General features: G+C 67.6%; 13 protein-coding genes. 9 read left to right on the forward strand and 4 right to left on the reverse strand.

Going from position 1 to position 14,855, the window contains the following annotated elements; translation table 11 throughout:
- Positions 1 to 39: 39 nt before the first annotated feature.
- Positions 40 to 189, forward strand: coding sequence for a hypothetical protein (locus LXN57_RS27025; protein WP_251801027.1), 150 nt, complete (start codon positions 40 to 42; stop codon positions 187 to 189).
- 242 nt (positions 190 to 431) lie between these two features.
- Here the strand turns inward: LXN57_RS27025 and LXN57_RS27030 are convergent, their stop codons facing one another.
- Both LXN57_RS27030 and LXN57_RS27035 read right to left on the reverse strand, forming a co-directional pair.
- Positions 432 to 818, reverse strand: coding sequence for a hypothetical protein (locus LXN57_RS27030; protein ID WP_251801028.1), 387 nt, complete (start codon positions 816 to 818; stop codon positions 432 to 434).
- Positions 819 to 939: 121 nt separating this feature from the next.
- Positions 940 to 1,191, reverse strand: a complete 252-nt coding sequence (locus LXN57_RS27035) for a hypothetical protein (RefSeq protein ID WP_251801029.1) — start codon at positions 1,189 to 1,191, stop codon at positions 940 to 942.
- 1,400 nt (positions 1,192 to 2,591) lie between these two features.
- Here LXN57_RS27035 and LXN57_RS27040 point away from each other — a divergent pair.
- Entirely contained in the window at positions 2,592 to 3,941 is a 1,350-nt protein-coding gene (locus tag LXN57_RS27040) for a glycosyltransferase family 2 protein (protein ID WP_251801030.1), read from the forward strand.
- Between the two features lie 31 nt (positions 3,942 to 3,972).
- Positions 3,973 to 4,581 (forward strand): hypothetical protein, encoded by a 609-nt coding sequence (locus LXN57_RS27045; protein ID WP_251801031.1) that lies wholly within the window; start codon positions 3,973 to 3,975, stop codon positions 4,579 to 4,581.
- A gap of 88 nt (positions 4,582 to 4,669) precedes the next feature.
- Here LXN57_RS27045 and LXN57_RS27050 read toward each other — a convergent pair whose 3' ends face one another.
- Positions 4,670 to 4,957: a hypothetical protein gene (locus tag LXN57_RS27050; RefSeq protein WP_251801032.1), complete on the reverse strand. Its 288-nt coding sequence runs from the start codon at positions 4,955 to 4,957 to the stop codon at positions 4,670 to 4,672.
- Positions 4,958 to 5,264: 307 nt separating this feature from the next.
- Positions 5,265 to 5,492 carry a hypothetical protein gene (locus LXN57_RS27055; RefSeq protein WP_251801033.1) on the reverse strand — a complete coding sequence of 76 codons (228 nt, stop codon included), beginning with the start codon at positions 5,490 to 5,492 and terminating at the stop codon, positions 5,265 to 5,267.
- A 738-nt stretch (positions 5,493 to 6,230) separates the two neighbouring features.
- Here LXN57_RS27055 and LXN57_RS27060 point away from each other — a divergent pair.
- The 6 genes from LXN57_RS27060 to LXN57_RS27085 all read left to right on the forward strand — a co-directional run bounded on the left by LXN57_RS27060 (position 6,231) and on the right by LXN57_RS27085 (position 14,739).
- Complete coding sequence (locus LXN57_RS27060) at positions 6,231 to 6,875, forward strand: hypothetical protein (protein ID WP_251801034.1); 645 nt, start codon at positions 6,231 to 6,233, stop codon at positions 6,873 to 6,875.
- A gap of 263 nt (positions 6,876 to 7,138) precedes the next feature.
- The gene (locus LXN57_RS27065; RefSeq protein ID WP_251801035.1) at positions 7,139 to 7,885 is read left to right on the forward strand and encodes a hypothetical protein; all 747 of its coding nucleotides are present in this window, start codon (positions 7,139 to 7,141) and stop codon (positions 7,883 to 7,885) included.
- Positions 7,886 to 8,009: 124 nt separating this feature from the next.
- A complete protein-coding gene (locus tag LXN57_RS27070) occupies positions 8,010 to 8,480 on the forward strand; it encodes a universal stress protein (protein ID WP_251801036.1) in 471 nt (156 codons plus the stop codon).
- Between the two features lie 9 nt (positions 8,481 to 8,489).
- A complete protein-coding gene (locus LXN57_RS27075; protein ID WP_251801037.1) occupies positions 8,490 to 10,160 on the forward strand; it encodes an NAD(P)-binding protein in 1,671 nt (556 codons plus the stop codon).
- Positions 10,157 to 13,735 (forward strand): pyruvate:ferredoxin (flavodoxin) oxidoreductase, encoded by a 3,579-nt coding sequence (gene nifJ / locus LXN57_RS27080; protein WP_251801038.1) that lies wholly within the window; start codon positions 10,157 to 10,159, stop codon positions 13,733 to 13,735. Before LXN57_RS27075 ends, nifJ begins: the two co-directional genes overlap by 4 nt.
- On the forward strand, positions 13,735 to 14,739 hold the full coding sequence (locus tag LXN57_RS27085; protein WP_251801039.1) for a dihydroorotate dehydrogenase-like protein: 1,005 nt from the start codon (positions 13,735 to 13,737) through the stop codon (positions 14,737 to 14,739). Before nifJ ends, LXN57_RS27085 begins: the two co-directional genes overlap by 1 nt.
- The last annotated feature ends 116 nt before the right edge of the window (positions 14,740 to 14,855 follow it).

Raw genomic sequence — 14,855 nt, forward strand, 5'->3', positions numbered from 1 at the left:
GGTACTTCTGGCCCTGGTGACGGAGCCGGCCATCGGGTGATGGTGACTCGGCTCCCCATCCGAACGATCCGGCACGGCGCTGATGTTCTGCGCGTCGAAGCAATCGGCGACCTCGACGAGGAAACCGCGCGGATGCTGCGGGACGCGCTGACCCGGGCGGCGCTGCAGTCCCCCGCCGGCTGGAGGTAGACCTTGGCCGGGCCATATTCTTCGCGCCCGCGAAGCCGTCAGCCACGAACATGTGTGGCGCAGTCCTGCGCGGCCCTATCAGTCGGCCGGCCAAGTCGCGGTGTGTATCCCACCCTTTATGTCGTTGCCGGGTGTGCCGCCGGCACACCCGGCAACGAAGACTACGCGGGTAGCCGATCTATACGTCGCCCATCCCCATCGTTGTCAATTGACCGCCCCGCGACAAACCGGCTGACCACCGGTCAGTAGCCGTCGGCGGCTGTGTCGTTCTTGGGCGCGCCGTAGCCGTCGTCCTTCGGCTTGTCGTCCGATTGGTGGCTGTGGTCCATCCAGCCGCGGTCGCGCTCGACAGTGAGAACCCAGCCGCCTCGGCTGAAGCCGACGCGCACGGGGTCGCAGCCGTAGTCGTCCCAACGGCCCTGCAACTCACCGATGTGACCAGCGATGTCGCAGGTGGACAACGAGCGGAAGTAGCCGACGACGTCATCACGACCGATGTGTTGCTGCGCGCCGGCCTTGACGTCCGATTGCGCCCCGTTACCGGCGGCCAGAGCCGGGCCGGCGCCGATCGCGACGCCGGCCATCAAGCCCATGGCGGTCGCCGAAATGATGCGAACGGTGTTGGTCAATTCCGTACTCCTTAACGTGAACCGCGGACACTTCCGCAAGATCAGCAGAGCACGCGAACCGGCCGGTGAAGGCCTTACGACACACCTAGGTCGCGCCATCGGATGAAAGGGCTGTGCCGCCTCAATCGGTGGAAGTCTCGGAAAGCCGCTTCGCGCATCCGTCCGGCCCGTCCGGCCCGGGCATGGACCCAGAGCCTCGGGCGGCGAGGTGGAAGAGGGCGTGATATCCATGGGCGTACCCGTCGCGGAAGGCGCGGTCACGGTCCATGCCATGCATGTACCACTGATGAATGCGTCCGGCGCCGTAGGCGCCTAGCACGGAAAGCACGACGCAGGCGATGATCTGCAGAGAGCCACTGTTACCGATCGGCATAATTTGACCCTAGAACCCGGGCGTATACGAGCGATATGCGGCCGGCAGCGCTCGATGAAAAACCTTGGTACAGGATTTCTGACCGATCATCCATGTTTCGTCGACGGGTCGCTGTCAATCGCATTCCGAGCACCTCGGAACGAAGTTGAAGGGTGTCTTTCCCGGTTCGCGGAGGAAAGACACCCTTCAACTGTCTGGGGCGACGGGTCGACGCCAATCGGTTCAGTATGACGTATGTACTCCACGCTCCGTCGGATGGGCAACGGGTTGCGCCGGACCTCCCGAATTCCGGTCCCTCATCATGGTGATGATCGACCGCGACGCGTTGTCATATCCGGTGCGGTACGCCTCGTCCCGTTCAAGGCCACGTTTGTGCCATTGATGGATCCGGCCGAAGGCGTACGCGCTGGACAACAGGAAACCCAGCGCAAGCGTCAACATGACTATCTCATTGCCGGGTGCAATCATCCTTCGCCTGCCATGCGGTGGTTACCTTTCAATCGGTCAAGTGGCATTGACGGCCGAGGTCGATTACCGCCGCCGGCGCAGAAGGCAGCTCCTGGCCAGATTTCTGTGGCGGCAGGCTGGGCGGCGCCGAGGTAGCGCGCCGGCTGCTGGGAACGTCGGCGAGGGACCGGCCGGGCCCCGAGATTGACTGGGGTGCGAGAGCGACTGCTTTCGTGGACGTCGTGGCGCCGCTGGGTGATCCAGCCGTTGGCTCTCGTCCCGCCGACTGAGTGCGAGGGCAAAGACCATCAGTAAAGCCAGTAGCTCAACCTTGCTCACCGGATACCCGCGCTCCTCTCCCGACTTCACAGTGCTGCAACCGGGGGCTCCCGCAGGGGGGCATTGGGAACCCCCGGTGGGTTCGCGGCGCGATGTCGGTCACGCCTGCTCGCCGCCGGCGGGGCCGCCGGTTACGGGCTTGCTATTCGGCGAGGTGGCACCGGCCGCTGTGAACCGCTTGTTGCAGGAGGTAAAACGCGCGTCCCGCAACGAGGGATTTCGGTCGTGGGTACCGCCGTGACGGAGAGTTGTTTACCTGCGGCTGACCGATCGGATGAACGCCTGCGTAGCGAGGATTTCGCAGATGGTGTCCGGCGTCGGTTTCGGCCGGGATCGGAGTCCGCCGCTGGGCCGTCCGTGCACTTTCGTGCGAACGCCGGCCCGCGAGCTTTCTTTATCGCCGCTGATTAGCCACAATACTGACCCGCCCGTCCTGCCGTCCTCCGCCCACGTGCTACCGCCGTCGTAGGCCGTGGAGCGGCAAGATTTCCGTGCGGACAGACCCTTTACGGTCGGGGTTCCCGGACCGGCGCCGAGCAGTCGCTGTCATGAGGGTCGGGATGGTTTGTCATGCTGCAGACCCTGTCTTTCCAAAAGCTTCTCGAGGAGTTCTGGTGTGGCTTAAAGGGTTCACTTCTCTGCGCATCTTGTCCGTCTGCGCAGTGATCGCCGGCCTCTTTCTTGTCGTCATGGCCGTGGCGACCTGGTATGCGCGGGGACAGATCTCCCACCCATTCCTGCTGATCTTCTGGTGGGTCGTCAATGGCGTGTTGATCTATCACCTTTATCCCCTCACCAGGCAGCGCCGCCGGCCGAGCGGTATTCCTGCCACCGGCCGTGTCGTCGCCATTGTCGGGGTGCACGAGCAGAACGAGGACGAGCTGCGCGCCTGTATCTGGTCGATTCTCAACCAGCGCGGGATGGTCGTCGCCGAGGTTCATGTCGTCGACGGCGGATCTGTCCGTATGCCGGTGCGGCCCTTCTCGCACCCGCGTATCCGCTGGCACCGCACGGGAAGCGGCGGCAAGCGGGCCGCTCAGCTCTACGTTCTCGACCGCCTCGAGCCGGCTGACTGGGACTTCGTCCTTGCCGTCGACACCGCCTGCGTGCTCGACGAGCACGCGATGGAACGCCAGCTCATGGAATTCTCGGAGCCGTCTGTCATGGCGACGACCGCGATGGTGAGCATGCGCAACGCCGGGCAGAACATCCTCACCCGGCTGGTCGACCTGAGCGTCGGCATCAGCGTCATCGGCCCGGCAAGCCGGTCGGCATTGCACGCCATGCAGCTCACCCCCGGCGCTCTGGCCGTCTACCGCGCACACGTCCTGTTCGGGTACAAACCCCGCTACCCGGCCTCGTCCACCACCGACGACTCCTGCCTGGCGGTGTATCCCCACCTGCGAGGCGAAGTGGTGCGGGTGACCGAGGCGACCGTCTGGTCCACAGCACCCGCCGATGCCGGAAGCGTCTACCGGCAATCGTTGCGTGCCGAGAGAGCGTGGTGGCGGACGACGGCGAGCGCGTTGAGGAAGGACCCGTCGCGGACGGCGTTCGACCGCATGCTGCTTGTTGTGCGGCTTTCCTTCGCCCTGGTCCGATCGGCGGGTCTTGTCGTCGTCCTGGCGGAGGCCACCTACAGCGGAACACCGCGCCTGACCTGGCTGGTCCTTTACGGGGCGTTGTATATGACGGTGCGTTATGCCAGAGCGGGCGTCTATCTCGCGGAACGCCCGGCGATGAGCCGTTCGCAAAGGTTGTGGACGTGGATCCTGTTGACCCCCGTGGAGGCGGCTTACCACCTGCTGTGTGCCGGCGTGATCAGGTACATCGCGCTCCTCCCGCATCACACGCGTAGCGGATCGACTCAGGAACCCGGCACAGGTCTCCCTGGCACCGGATCGCCTGCCGCAACCAGCGCTGTCTACTACAGCGGCTTCGCGTCGGAGAGGACGCAGCCGTGACCGCGATGGGGTCGGAAGTCGGAGACGGGACATGACTGACGAACAATCTTCCGGGCGGGCTGAGGCTCTGCCGGACAGCAATAGCGCGGTATTGACGATGGCCCGGCGCACAGCCGAGGAATATGTCGCTGTCGCCGAAGAACGTGCGCGCAAGATGCGGGCTGGAGCTCGGGCAAGTGCCGAACGAACAAGAAGCGATGCCCGGCTGTGCGCTGAAAAGATCCGCAGTACGGCGGAGGATGCGCTGACCGAGGCTCAGGCTGAGGCCGTGCGCAACAAGCGCGATGCCACCCGGCGGGCCGCCGACATCCGCCATCAGGCCGAGCTGGTGTTGACCGAGGCCCACGTCGAGGCCGAACAAATCCTGGCCGCTGGTCGCGACGAAGCCGAGCGGCTGAGGCTGCGGGCACAGCAGCGGTACGAGGACACCGTCGGCGTTCTCCCGGCAAAACGAGCAGCCCTGCTGAAACAAATTGAAGACCTGAAGTCTTTCGGCAGCCAGTACCGGCAACAGCTGATCGAATCGATACAACAACAATCGCGACTGTTGCGGGCCGCCGGCCCTGAGGCCGCCGCGAAGAAGTACGGCCTCCCGGCGCGTTTCCCCGAACATGCCCGCGAGCTGGTGCCCCGTCCTTGACCTCACCGACTGGACCCTGAAGGGCCGGCTTTTGCGTCGCGGTAGCCGCGACGCAAAAGCCGGCCCTTCAGGGATTTGAATAACGTCGTCAATGTGCTTCTGACTGACGCAGATTCCGGCGCCTCATGTCGATCTCGCGCCAGTTGTCCGGGATGTGGGCGATGAACAAGGACTGGACCGGGGAGAGGCTTCCGGTGGACGCGAGAAGTTTCTGTTCGCGGATCCACCGGCGCGTGTCGGTTCGCAGGCGTTGTGCGCGAGCGCGAGCGCGGGCGTCCTGGGGATCGTTGTACGGCTGGTCGCTCTCGATCAGCTCCAAGGCTGCCTTGTAAGCCGCCCGCCATCTGGCGGGGAGGATGATGTTGTTCGTCCGCATCAGGTGTTGTCCTTGCTCTATCAACGATATTGTCGCGCGGCGACCCGAGCCGGGCTGTTCTGAAGCCCGGTCAACTGGTCGAAGTCGGGTTGCCGGAATGCAGGGAGGATCGGCCGCCCGGCGCGCGCTCGAGCGGCCGGTCGACGGCTCGGCCGCTGCCCGAGATCCTCCGGATACGACGAAGGGCGCAGTTTCGGTAAGCCGCATCCCGGCTATTGCCGACAGCGGCCGGAACGGCTCCCATGGATGCCTTCGACGTGCGCGTGCGGGTTCTTACCTGCGCGCGGAAGATGGATTTGGAAGAACGTCAGTAGAGCGAGATGGCACGTTTTATCTCTCGTTTTGCGCGGTGTGGCCCGGTGGTTCTAAAGATGTGGGCCGCCAGCGCGGAGATATCGATCTCGCAGCGTTTGGCAAGCATGGCCGAAGTCGGCCCGGCGGGAATCAGGCCCACGGGCCTCCTGTCTTTCTGAATGGCAATTTCTGCCAGATTTCCCTGACTGCTTCGCGCGGATGGTAACGATTGCGCATCCACGTTTTATCAGCAGAAGACGCTGGAGAGCAATAGGGCGCGGAATCCGACGGTAATCGTTCGGGGGAGTAGCTACAGAAACGGCCGACCCGCGGCCAGGGAACTCATCGGTATTTCGCGGCGCGACCCGGCCGATAGGGTGAGCAGGGCATCCGGAAGGTTCCTTCGGCCACCTGTTCGTACTACGCCGGAGGGATGTCAGCGACGCGCCCCGGGCTTCTGACGCTCCTCCGCGCTGATTCTCCGGAAAGGCCGCGGGCGCGCTGTGCCCGAAGGCGGATCCGATATCAGTGGCGAGTTCGTAGCGGCACCTCGCCACTCACCGAGCCCTTGTTCGTCCTGCGTGGCGGAGCTTCGACGTGGTGCGGACAAGGGTGGCTCGCACGTTCGCGGTGGCGCGGGCGTCGCGGTGATCGGCCGGCGACCGGTGGCTCGAGTGAGCCGGTCGCCGGAGTGCAGCTCGTCTCATCGCGTACCGCCGCCTGAAATTCCGTGCGGGGCCGAGCCTTCTGGCCCCGGAACGGCAGGACAGGGGGGCCGAGAGCTGCGAAAACAGTCGATTCCGTGCTTACCGGGTGGGGCATACCGGTCCGGAAAACCCCCAAAACGGTCAACCGAACGGCTATCGACCGACGGCCGTTCCGGCCCTCGATGAAACACGCACGCTCGACATCCGCCGTAGACGAAATGGGGTTTTCCATCCCGTAAGACACCGCGCAAGACAGTACGAAAGGGAGTTCCATGAACAAGCTCACCCGCGCCATCACTATGGGAGGCTTCGGCGTGCTCGCCGCGCTGGCCGTCGGCACCGGGCCGGCCCAGGCGGGCACCTCCGCCGGCGCTGCCGTGGAGAGCAAGTCCACGGCTGGTCAGGTCTCCCAGTGGCGCGACGGCACCCAGGTCGTCGGCTTCTACCGCTCGCTGCGGGACTGTGAGCTGGCCGGCCAGTTCGGCGAGCGCGTCGGCGCGTGGGACGACCACGACTGTGACCCGGTGCACCTCGGCGTTCGGCGGGGCACGTGGGCACTCGAGGTGGCGGATGACGACAACTGGGGCCCGGCCGGTTTCGGTCGCCCGTTCAACGTGGTCCGCGGCTTCCCGAGCCAGTTCCGCCCGGGCTGGTGGGGTCAGGTCCGGGCCGGTAGCCCGGGGCACTTCCGCCCGGGTCAGGTCCGTCCGTGGTTCCGGGGGCCGGTCGTCCGGCACGGCCACGGTCCGATCATCCGGCACGGCCACGGCCCGATCGTTCGCCCCGGCAACCACGGCCCGATCGTCCGCCCCGGCAACCACGGCCCGATCGTCCGGCCAGGTAACCAGGGTCCGATCGTTCGCCCGGGTAACCAGGGTCCGATCGTGCGTCCCGGCAACCAGAACGGTCGCCCCTGACCGGTGCCGGCTACCTCAGCGGTGGGGTCATCAGGCCCAACCGCCTCGGCAACCGGCGCTGCCAGGAGCAACGTCCGATCTTCTCCGGCGCCTTGCCACAGGTCACGTTGGTAGAGAGATCGTGACGCACCGACAACTTTAGTCAACGGGGAGGCACATCGCACGAACCTTCCGAGTGAAACGCCTTGAACTACCCCTGGTGCCGCTGGGTGATCCCCGTTCACTCAGCGGCACCAGCCTTAAGAGAACGACGGGACACATCCGTGAATGACAACCCGATAGCCGGGCGCGTCCGCCTGTTGCTCGGCCGCACTTCCATCGACAGCGTGACGGCGGTGTATCCCGTTATCCCCTCATTGACTCAGTCCCCGTCCCCGTCCCCTTCCCCGGAACCAGAAAGCGTCTCCTCCTGCCCGCCTTCGCCGGCGGTGGAGCCGGCGCAACCAGCACCGACCGCATTGCCCGATGAAGCGCTGCAGGTACTGACGCTGGCGCAGCGGACTGCGCAGGAATACATCGCCGCGGCGAGTGAGCAGGCGAGGGCCGTGCGGGAGGAGGCCGAAAAGAACGCCGACCACAGCCGAGAAGAAGCTCACGCGTATGCGGATCGGGTGCGCGCCGAAGCCGAGAAGTCGCTCACCGCCGCTCGCGTCGAGGCCGAGGCGACCAACCGGGAAGCGCTCGCCCAGGCGACCGAGATCAGGCGGCAGGCGGAACGATTGCTGGCCGAGGCGCGCGCCGAGGCGGACCGAATCATCGCCGGCGGAAATGATTCGGCCGAGCTGTTGGAGCGGCAGGCACAACAGCGATACGAGGACGCGGTCGGGGGCCTTTCTGTCAAGCGGACGGCATTGCAGGAACAGATCGAGACGCTTGAGGCGTTCGACGCCGAGTACCGCCATCGGCTCATGACCTTCCTGCAAGGTCAGCTTCGCGCTCTCTGGACCGATCGGCCGCAGCCGGTCGAAGTGCCGCAAGCGGAGCCGCCGGCACCGGGTGGCCCGACGTGACCTCCGGGGGTCTTTCGGCCCTGCCTGTTCGATCCTGTCCGGTACACGCTGGAGGACGGCGCACCGCCGACAGCTGACACGCTGTCGACGCTTGGACGGCGCCTTCGACGCCAGGGAGATCGGCATGCCTGACCAAGTCACCGAAACCGCTGCCCGGATCGTCGTCGGAGTCGACGGATCGTCAGGCGCCAAGATTGCTCTGGCGTGGGCGATGAACCAGGCGAAGCTGACCGGCGCCACCGTCGAAGCGGTGATCGCCTGGCAGGACCCGGCGATCTACGGCGCGGCCTACGGCTGGACGAGCGTCTCGTTCGAAGGCGACACGTACGGCGTAGCCATGACGAAATTGCTCGACGATTCGATCGCCGAGGTGGCCGGCGAGACAGGGACGCCCGTCCCGGTCCTTCCGAGGGTCGTGCAGGGCCACCCGGTCGAGGCGTTGCTGAAGGCCGCGGCCGGCGCGCAGCTGCTCGTGGTCGGCAGCCGTGGGCACGGAACTTTCGCGGGAATCTTGCTCGGCTCGGTCAGCCAGCACTGTGTACAGCGGGCGTCGTGTCCAGTTGTCGTGGTTCCGTCCGTGGCCGCGTCGCGGTAGGCCGAGATGATGACCGGAATTCCGGGTGGCTTCGATCGGCCGCGCCGTGATGTCGCCGCATTGCCCGACCTTCTGCACGGGCGGGCCGGCGCGGGACCGGTCCGCACCCAGCGGCCCGTCTATCTGGATCTGCTGCCGCCCTGCAACGCGGGTTGTCCGGCCGGAGAGAACATTCAGGCCTGGCTGGCGCAGATTCAGGCGGGCCGGCCGGAACAGGCGTGGCGCGCCCTGGTTCAGGACAATCCGTTGCCCGCCATCCACGGGCGTGTCTGCTATCACCCGTGTGAGAGCGTGTGCAACCGCGCCGAGCTGGACAGTGCTGTGTCGATCCACGGAGTCGAGCGGTTCCTGGGTGACCTCGCGCTGGAACGCGGCTGGCGCTTCGACCCGCCGGCCGAGCCGAGCGGACACCGGGTGCTCGTGATCGGCGGCGGACCGAGCGGCCTGTCCGCGGCCTATCACCTGGCCCGGCGGGGCCATACGGTCGAGATCCGCGACGCGAGCGACGAGCCGGGCGGGATGATGCGGTACGGCATCCCGGCCTACCGGCTGCCTCGGGACGTGCTCGCCGGCGAGATCGACCGGATCGCCGCGCTCGGTGTGCGGATCACCTGCGGGCATCGGGTCACGGATCTGGCCGCGGAGCAGCGCGACGGCGGGTTCGACGCGGTGTTCGTCGCGGTCGGGGCGCATCTGTCGAAGCGGGTCGACATCCCGGCCCGTGAGGCCGCCCGGATCGTCGACGCGGTGTCGTTCCTGCGCAGTGTCGCGGCGGGGGAGCGGCCGGTGATCGGCCGGCGGGTGGCGGTCTACGGCGGCGGGAACACCGCGATGGACGCGGCGCGGGTGGCCCGTCGGTTGGGCGCCGAGGAGTCGATGATCGTCTATCGGCGTACCCGGGGCCAGATGCCGGCGCACGCCGAGGAGGCCGAGGACGCCGAGCGGGAAGGAGTGCGGATCAACTGGCTCCGGACGATCGCCGCGGTTGACGGTCCCGAGTTGACCGTCGAGGTGATGGAGCTGGACCAGGCCGGGCGGCCGCAGGGCACCGGACGGTTCGAGACGCTGGCCGCGGACACGGTGATCCTGGCTCTGGGGCAGAGCACCGATTCCGGTTTCCTGCGCCGGGTGCCCGGGGTCGAGTTCACCGCGGACGGGACCGTCGTGGTGTCCCCGTCGCTGATGACCGGCTGTCCCGGGGTCTTCGCCGGTGGCGACATGGTGCCCAGCGAGCGGACGGTCACCGTCGGCGTCGGGCATGGCAAGAAGGCAGCGCAACACATCGACGCTTACCTGCGGGGCGCCGTGGTCACCCGGCCCGCCAAGCACGACGTGATCCAGTTCGACGGCCTGCACCCCTGGTACTTCGGTGAAGCATCCCGCCGTGACCAGACCGAACGTGAACCGGACGACCGGGTCACCGACTTCACCGAGGTGGTAGGTGGCCTGGACGACAGAGAGGCGGCCTATGAGGCCGGCCGGTGCTTGTCGTGCGGGAACTGCTTCGAGTGTGACGGCTGCCTGGGCGCGTGCCCGGAGACCGCAATCGTCAAGCTCGGTGCGGGCAACCGGTACCGGATCGACCTCGACCGCTGCACCGGCTGCGCCGAGTGTTACGACCAGTGCCCCGTCCACGCGATCGAAATGATGCCGGAGCAACAGGGGGTGGCGAACCAGTGATCCGGACGACGATCGACGGGAACGAGGCCGCGGTATCGGTGGCCTACCGGCTCAACGAGGTGTGCTGCATCTATCCCATCACCCCGTCCTCGGCGATGGCGGAACTGGCCGACGAGTGGTCCAACGCGCGGCGGGCCAACGTGTGGGGCACGGTGCCGACCGTGGTGGAGATGCAGAGCGAGGGCGGCGCCGCCGGCGCCGTGCACGGAGCTTTGCAGAGCGGAGCGCTGACCACGACGTTCACCGCCTCGCAGGGCCTGCTGCTGATGATCCCCAACCTGTACAAGATCGCCGGTGAGCTGAACGCGGCAGTGCTGCACGTGGCGGCCCGGTCCCTGGCGGCGCAGGGCCTGTCGATCTTCGGGGACCACTCCGACGTGATGGCGGTCCGCCAGACCGGGTTCGCGTTGCTGGCCTCGGCCTCGGTGCAGGAGGCGCACGACCTGGCCTTGGTGGCACAGGCCGCCACGTTGCGGACGCGGGTGCCTTTCGTGCATTTCTTCGACGGGTTCCGCACCTCTCACGAGCTCAACACCGTCGAGATGCTGTCCGACGATGACCTGCGCGCCTTGGTGCCGGTGGACCTGGTACGGGCGCACCGCGGGCGCGCGTTGTCGCCGGAGCGGCCGTTCATCCGCGGCACCGCGCAGAACCCGGACGTGTACTTCCAGGGCCGCGAGACGGTCAACCCGTTCTACGCGCGGGTGCCGGACGCGGTGACCGAGGCGATGCGGGAACTGCACGCGCGAACCGGGCGGCGGTACGGCATCGTCGACTACGACGGCGATCCGGATGCCGAGCGAGTGCTGGTGCTGATGGGATCCGGTGCGCAGACCGTGCAGGAGACCGTGGCCCACCTGCGAGCGCGCGGCGAGAAGGTCGGTGTCCTGCAGGTGCGGCTGTACCGGCCGTTTCCCGCGGCGGCGCTGCTGGCAGCCCTGCCGGCGAGCGTACGCCGGATAGCGGTGCTCGACCGCACGAAGGAACCCGGTTCGCTCGGCGAACCGCTGTTCCTGGACGTCGTGACGGCGCTCGCCGAAGCGCACTCGGCCGGCGAAAGGCCGGCGTTCCCCACGATCATCGGTGGCCGCTACGGCCTGGGTTCCAAGGAGTTCACCCCCGCCATGGTCGCCGGGGTCTTCACGGAGCTGGCCCGCGAACGCCCCCGGTCCCGGTTCACGGTGGGGATCACCGACGATGTCGGCGGCACCAGTCTGCCCTACGATCCGGGATTCGACATCGAGCCGGCGCAGACCGTGCGGGCGGTCTTCTACGGCCTCGGCTCGGACGGCACGGTCGGCGCGAACAAGAACACGATCAAGATCATCGGAGCGGATGCGGGCCGGCACGCGCAGGGCTATTTCGTGTACGACTCGAAGAAGTCCGGCTCGCAGACCGTGTCCCATCTGCGTTTCGGTCCGGAGCCGATCCGCGCGCCATACCTCATTGCTCAGGCCGGCTTCGTCGGCTGTCACCACATCGGCCTGCTGGAGCGGGTCGACGTGCTGGGCCGAGCTGCTCCGGGCGCGACCTTGCTGCTCAACTGCGCCTATCCGGCGGCGGACGTCTGGGCGCGGTTGTCGCGCCCGGTGCAGGAGCAGATCCTGGCCAAGGCCCTCGACGTCTACACCGTCGACGCGGACCGGGTCGCCGACGAGGCCGGAATCCCCGGACGCACCAACACCGTCCTGCAGACCTGCTTCTTCGCCATCTCCGGCGTGCTGCCTCGAGACGAGGCGATCACCCAGATCAAAGCCTCGATCACCAAGACGTACGGCCGGCGCGGAGCGGATGTTGTCGCCCGCAACCACGCCGCGGTTGACCAGACCCTCGCCGCGCTGCACCGCGTCGCCGTACCCGGCAAGGTCACCGCCACCCGTGGGCTGCCGCCGACCGTGCCGGCGGGCGCGCCACCGTTCGTCCGGGACGTCACCGCGACCATGATGGCCGGGCACGGCGACGATCTGCCGGTGAGCGCCCTGCCGGTCGACGGCACCTATCCGAGCGGCACCACGGCCTTCGAGAAACGCAACATCACGGACATGGTCGCGCTGTGGGACCCCGGCCTGTGCATCCAGTGCGGCAACTGCGCCTTCGTCTGCCCGCACAGCGTCATCCGATCGAAGTTCTACGACAAGAGCCGGCTGGACGTCGCACCGGAGGGCTTTCCCTCGATGCCGCTGGAGGTACGAGGGCTACCGGACACGTCCTACACCCTGGCGGTCTCCCTCGAGGACTGCACCGGGTGTGGCCTGTGCGTGGAGGCCTGTCCGTCGCAGGCGCCCACCGACCCCACCCGCAAGGCCATCAATCTCGCGCCCCGGCAGCCGCAGCTGGACGCCGGCCGCGAGAACCTCGCATTCTTCGACGGACTGCCGGTCAATGACCGCTCGAGCGTGGACTTCGGCACCGTGCGCGGCACCCAGTTCCTGCTGCCGCTGTTCGAGTTCTCCGGCGCCTGCGCCGGCTGCGGCGAAACGCCGTACCTCAAGCTGTTGTCGCAGCTTTTCGGGGACCGGCTCATGGTCGCCAACGCGACCGGCTGCTCCTCGATCTATGGTGGGAACCTGCCCACCACCCCGTGGACCACCGACGCTCATGGCCGCGGGCCGGCCTGGTCCAACTCGCTGTTCGAGGACAACGCCGAGTTCGGGCTCGGTTTCCGGCTGGCGGCGGACCTGCATCTGCGGCTGGCCCACCAGCGGCTGACCGAACTGCGCGACACGGTCGGCCCCGACCTGGTGGACGCCGTCATCAACGCCCCGCAGCGGCGCGAGTCGGAGTTCGCCGCCCAGCGCGATCGGGTCGCCAGTGTGCGGAGCCGGCTGACCGGGCTGGACCGGGCCGCCCCGGCCGTCGCCGACCTGCTCAGTGTGATCGACCACCTGGTCCGCCGCAGCGTCTGGCTGGTCGGTGGCGACGGCTGGGCCTACGACATCGGCGCCGGCGGACTCGACCACGTCCTGGCCACCGGTCGCAACGTCAACGTCCTGGTCCTCGACACCGAGGTGTACTCCAACACCGGCGGCCAGATGTCGAAGGCCACCCCACTGGGCTCGGTCGCCAAGTTCGCCGCGGCCGGCAAGACCACCCCCAAGAAGGACCTCGCCCTGCAGGCCATCGCCTACGGCAACGTCTACGTCGCCCGGGTCGCGATGGGCGCCGATCCGCAGCAGACCCTGCGAGCCTTTAGGGAGGCCGAAGCCTACGACGGGCCGTCACTGATCATCGCGTACAGCCACTGCATCGCCCACGGCATCGAGATGCGCACCGGAATGGACCAGCAATACCGGGCCGTGGCCAGCGGATACTGGCCGCTGATCCGATACGACCCGGTCCTGCGCGCGGCCGGCCGCAACCCGTTCCTGCTCGACTCGCCACGGGCCCGCATCAGTCTGGCCGACTACACCCAGCGCGAGCTGCGCTACCGGCTGCTGGCCAAGTCCGATCCGGCCGAGGCGGACCGGTTGCACGCCCTGGCCCAGCAAGCAGTCGACCAGCGCTGGCAGGTGTACGAGGAGATGGCCGCGCGGGGCGCCGAGCGGTTCCCCAGCGACGCGAGCAGGACCAGCTGATGGACCTGACCACCGACTACCTCGGTCTGCGGCTGCGTAACCCGCTGGTCGCGTCCGCCTCGCCGCTCTCGCAGAGCGTCGCCGGTGTCCAGCGACTCGCGGACGCCGGAATTGGCGCGGTCGTGTTGCCCTCGCTGTTCGAGGAGCAACTGCGCCGGGAGGCTGACAGGGACGCCCGGTTGGCCGAAGCCGGCACCGACAGTTTCGCCGAGTCGCTCAGCTACCTACCGCCCACAGCCGACGTCGAAGCCGGCTCGTCACAGTATCTGAGCCTGCTGAGCCGGGCCGTCGCAGCGGTCGACGTCCCTGTGATCGCCAGCCTCAACGGTGTCACGGCGGCGGGCTGGGCCGACCACGCGACCGCGATGCAGGACGCCGGTGCGGCCGCGATCGAACTCAACATCTACTACCTGCCCGGCGACCCGGAGGTCAGCGGCCGCGAGGTCGAACAACGCCACCTCGACATCCTCGCCAGGGTCAAGTCGGTCGTGAGCGTCCCGGTCGCCGTGAAGCTGAGCCCCTACTTCAGCTCCACCGGCGCGGTCGCCCGCCGACTCGCCGAGTCCGGCGCTGACGGCCTCGTGCTGTTCAACCGTTTCATGCAACCCGACATCGACCCGGAGCGTCTCGCCGTGACCAGCGGTGTGCAGTTGTCCAGCCGGGCCGAGGCGCGGATGCCCCGGTCGTGGATCGCCCTGCTGCGCGAGCGGGTGACGGCCTCGCTGGCGGCCACCACCGGTGTCGAGGACGCCGGCGACGTGGCCGCGTACCTGCTGGCCGGCGCCGATGTCGTCATGACGGCTTCGGCGCTGCTGCGCCACGGTCCGCAGCACACGGGGGTTCTGCTCGCCGGCTTGACCGACTGGATGAACCGCAAGGGCTTCACGTCGGTGGATCAGGCGCGCGGCCTGTTGAGCGTTCCGTGCACATCGGACGGTTCGGCGTACGAACGCGCCGGGTATCTCGCGGCGATACAGCAGGCGACCATCCGCTACGGCTCCTGAGGCCCTCAGGCGCTGGGCCCGGCATCGGCGACAGGACTTTCGGCCCTGTCCCGCACCACTGCGAGGTGTGATGTTGAGACGGCTGGTACCGAACAGCGAAGCCGTCTCGCGGACAC

Origin of the sequence: Paractinoplanes hotanensis, from assembly GCF_023717965.1 — a bacterium.
GTDB classification, from domain to species: Bacteria; Actinomycetota; Actinomycetes; order Mycobacteriales; family Micromonosporaceae; genus Actinoplanes; species Actinoplanes polyasparticus.